Raw genomic sequence first — 3,404 nt, 5'->3', positions numbered from 1 at the left:
GCCCGGCGAAGTCGGCATCGAGCGTCGACAGCGCCTCGTTCACGATCGCGCGGATTGCCCGCAGCGGGTGCTTCGGCGGGATCCGGCTCTCCAGATCGACGTAGCTGAACAGCGATCCCGCTCTTTCGTCCGCACCGCGCATCGAACCACTCCGTCCTCACCAGAAGACGGAATCACGCCAACACGCTGTTGGAAAGCGCCTATTTCAGCAGCCTGCTAAATGTATCCGGCCTCTCGCGAGCGAGCTGCTGTTGCAGCCAGGCCATGATGAGATGCGCGCGCCACGTTCCCACATAATCGTTCGTGCAGGAGCACGTTTTTTAGCCAGGGCTTACGCGGCGCCGATCGACTGTTTCGTCATCACTCCCTCGAGCCTCGCTTTCTGCTCCGCTGTCCTCCTCAGGCGGCAGCGGGATCTCTGCGCTCGTAGAGAGCGCCGGGTTTGGTCACGATCACCCATGTGATCCGGGCGATCTTCGCCGCGAGCGCGACGACGACCTTGTTCACATGCATTCGTGCCTCGAGCCCTGCCATCCAGTTGCCGAGACGATCCCTCGTTCGGTTCAGGTGCGCCACGCAGGAACGAGCACCGTGGATCAGGAGCCGACGAACATAGCGGTTTCCGCGCTTACTGATTCCGAGGAGGGTCGTCTTCCCTCCGGTCGAGTATTCTCGGGGAACGAGGCCGAGCCACGCCGCCAGATCTCGCGCTCGACGGAATTGGTGGCCGTCCCCGATGACAGCGAGCAGTGCCGTGGCCGCGAGCGGTCCGATGCCCGGAATGGTCATCAGCCGTCTGGCCCGATCATCGCCGGCTGCGAGCGTTTCCACCTCACGGGTGATCTGGTCGATCCTTTAGTCGAGCCGGGTCAAGTCGTCGAAGAGATCCGTCAACATCCGCCGCATGGCTGGCGTGAGATCATTCGCCTCGTCTGCAACCAAGTTCGGTAAGGCCTTCCGGAAGAAATCCGAACCTTGTCGAATGGCCAAACCGTACTTGAGACAGAATGCACGCATCTGATTGATCAGCCTGGTTCGACTGGAAATCAGCTGATCCCGAACGCGATGAAGTGCCTGCAGATCCACTTGGTCGGGCGTCCGGATCTGCGTGAACCGCATCGTCGGCCGCGTCACGGCCTCGGCAATCGCCTCGGCGTCGATCGTGTCGTTCTTCTTCGACTTCCTAGGTCCTGTTGACGAATGCGCGCATCCATAGACGGACGGCGGCAATGAGGACGAAGCCGAGGTAGCTGTCGGCGGTCTTTTCGTAGCGGGTGGCGAGACGGCGCCAGTTCTTCAACCTGTTGAAGCAACGTTCGATCCGGTTCCGGAGGGCGTAGACGTAGTCGTCTACGGGCAACTGAACCTTGCGGCTTCGCCGCATCGGGATGATCGGCGTGACGCCGCGCGCCGCCATCGCCGTGCGAATGGCATCGGCATCGTAGCCGCGATCGGCGAGCAGAACCTTCGGTTCCGGCCCGTCGGCATCGAGGAGAGGCAGGGCGCCGGTGTAGTCCGAGGCTTGGCCGGGTGCGATGTCGACGGCTACGGGGAGGCCGACTCCATTGGTGCGGAGATGAATCTTGGTCGAAAACCCACCTCGCGAGCGCCCGAGACCCTGTCTCGGAGTCCCCCCCTTGCGCCGGCGGCGCAGTGGTGCGCCCGGATGACGGTGCTGTCGATCATCTGGACCGTCTCGCCGACGCCCTCGGTGTCGTTCAACACCTCGAGCAGCAGATCCCATAGCCCGGAGAGTGTCCACCGTCGAAACTGCCGATAGACCGACGACCATTTCCCGAAGAACTCGGGCAGATCGCGCCACTGGGCACCGGTGCGCGCGATCCAGAAGACGCCGTCGAGCACACGACGATGGTCCTGAGGCCGCCGGCCGCTGTGTGGGCCCCTCCTCGTCACGAACGGCTCGAAGAACGCCCAATCCTCGTCGCTCATCAGGTCCTGAATCAACGCCGCCGCCCTCCGAAAGCGACGTTGAATCATTCTTCGGCCCAGAGGGGAATCCTATTCGTCAACAGGATCTAGGACCACAGAATCTGCATCGTCCTTCCGTGGGAATCCCCCAGAGTCAGAAATTATTCCGACCGGTATGATAACCTAACTGCCATCGACAATATGTTGATATCGCGGTTTGTCCGAGGATAAGCTGATTACATAGGCACTGATTTGGTAGCGGAAAATGCACAGAGAGCGGCTATTTTGCGGGAAGGAGATACAGGCGATCTCCAGCACGACCGGAAGCGATAAACTCGTAATAACGTTTGGCTTTGCGATGGCAAACAAGAAGGAAGAAGATTTTTTCTTCGGTGTATCGTTTCTCGAAAAGAAGCGCATAGATTATATTGCAATAGACTCTTTTGATAATTTGTGGTGGCAGTCCAGCGAGATTTTCGCCTGCATCGAAGAGATTTACAAAAGAGGAATTCTCAAAATGTACAGAGAAATTATATGTTATGGATCGTCTATGGGTGGATATGGGGCATTGTTGTTTTCACATATACTTAGGGCTACCTCGGTTGTTGCATTATCGCCACAATATACAATCGATAACTCAAAGATAAAATACGATTTACGATTTTCTAATTACGCAAAGCAGATAAATTTCTTTTTTGATGACTTGCCACAATATTGTTCAAAGACGGCTCGCAAGTTGGTTTTTTTTGATCCGCATGATATTGATGGTCAGCATGCGGCTCGCATGCAAGGCATTCCGAATGTGGAACTTGTAAAAATGCCGTTTGCCGGACATAGTGTCACGGCATTTATGCAGGAGGTTGGGATTTTATCAAAAGTAATTGAATCAGTAATTGGCGGGACATTTAGTAAAGCTGATTTTCGAAATCAGATTCGATCAACGAGGCGAAATTCTGCGCGTTATTTTTCGTGCCTTGCAGAAGGGCTGTATAAGAGGAATACAAAGTATACTGACCTCCCAATAAGATTGGCAATAAAATCATTTTCATTGAGCCAAAATGCAAAAATTGCTAGGTTTATTGCCTTACGCTTTGCTGAAGTTGGAAATTATGAGCAGTCAAAGGAATGGTTTAGCAAGGCAATTGAGATAAAGACGGACCTCATACTCTCTCTTCGCTCGATTATCTCGCTTTCAATAAAGCACGGGCGCCATGAAGATGCCTTGCATTTTTTCAAAATAGGGATAAAAGGCAAGGAATGCGGGCTAATATCCGCGAGTGGCCTAGCTTCCTTGGAAGAAACTATTGGCAAATCTATCGAAAATGAACAATAATGCGTTCCGTTTGAACCGCAGCAATCATGGCGTGGGAAGAATTCGCGCCATGATTGCTGCGGTAAAGTTGGACGGTTCTATCAACGAGTGTGTTTCGGCGTGGAATTTTGACCCCCTACGAGGGGTGATCGGCGTCCAATTT

At 54.6% G+C, this 3,404-nt stretch carries 2 protein-coding genes and 2 pseudogenes; 1 reads left to right on the top strand and 3 read right to left on the bottom strand.

From position 1 onward, the window contains the following. The 3 genes and pseudogenes from V7Q42_RS05920 to V7Q42_RS05905 all read right to left on the bottom strand — a co-directional run. Positions 1 to 142, bottom strand: a pseudogene (locus V7Q42_RS05920) (IS5/IS1182 family transposase); the annotation flags it as partial. Between the two features lie 257 nt (positions 143 to 399). Next, positions 400 to 1,182: pseudogene (locus V7Q42_RS21430) on the bottom strand (IS110 family transposase); the annotation flags it as partial. A gap of 1 nt (position 1,183) precedes the next feature. Beyond that, a protein-coding gene (locus tag V7Q42_RS05905) for an IS5 family transposase (RefSeq protein WP_333823022.1) occupies positions 1,184 to 1,998 on the bottom strand; the annotation gives its coding sequence in 2 pieces (ribosomal slippage) (positions 1,184 to 1,635 and positions 1,635 to 1,998; 816 coding nt in all). Between the two features lie 289 nt (positions 1,999 to 2,287). Here V7Q42_RS05905 and V7Q42_RS05900 point away from each other — a divergent pair. Continuing rightward, a complete protein-coding gene (locus tag V7Q42_RS05900; protein ID WP_333823021.1) occupies positions 2,288 to 3,262 on the top strand; it encodes a hypothetical protein in 975 nt (324 codons plus the stop codon). The last annotated feature ends 142 nt before the right edge of the window (positions 3,263 to 3,404 follow it).

Origin of the sequence: Pinisolibacter sp. (genome assembly GCF_036782435.1) — a bacterium.
GTDB lineage: Bacteria > Pseudomonadota > Alphaproteobacteria > Rhizobiales > Ancalomicrobiaceae > CALBKH01.
The sequence above is the reverse complement of the archived record's forward strand: the minus strand, read 5'-3'. Positions and strand labels throughout refer to the sequence as shown.

Bases quoted from the DNA above. Each gene is read 5' to 3' on its own strand.
- V7Q42_RS05900 (WP_333823021.1), top strand. From the start codon at position 2,288: ATGGCAAACAAGAAGGAAGAAGATTTTTTCTTCGGTGTATCGTTTCTC.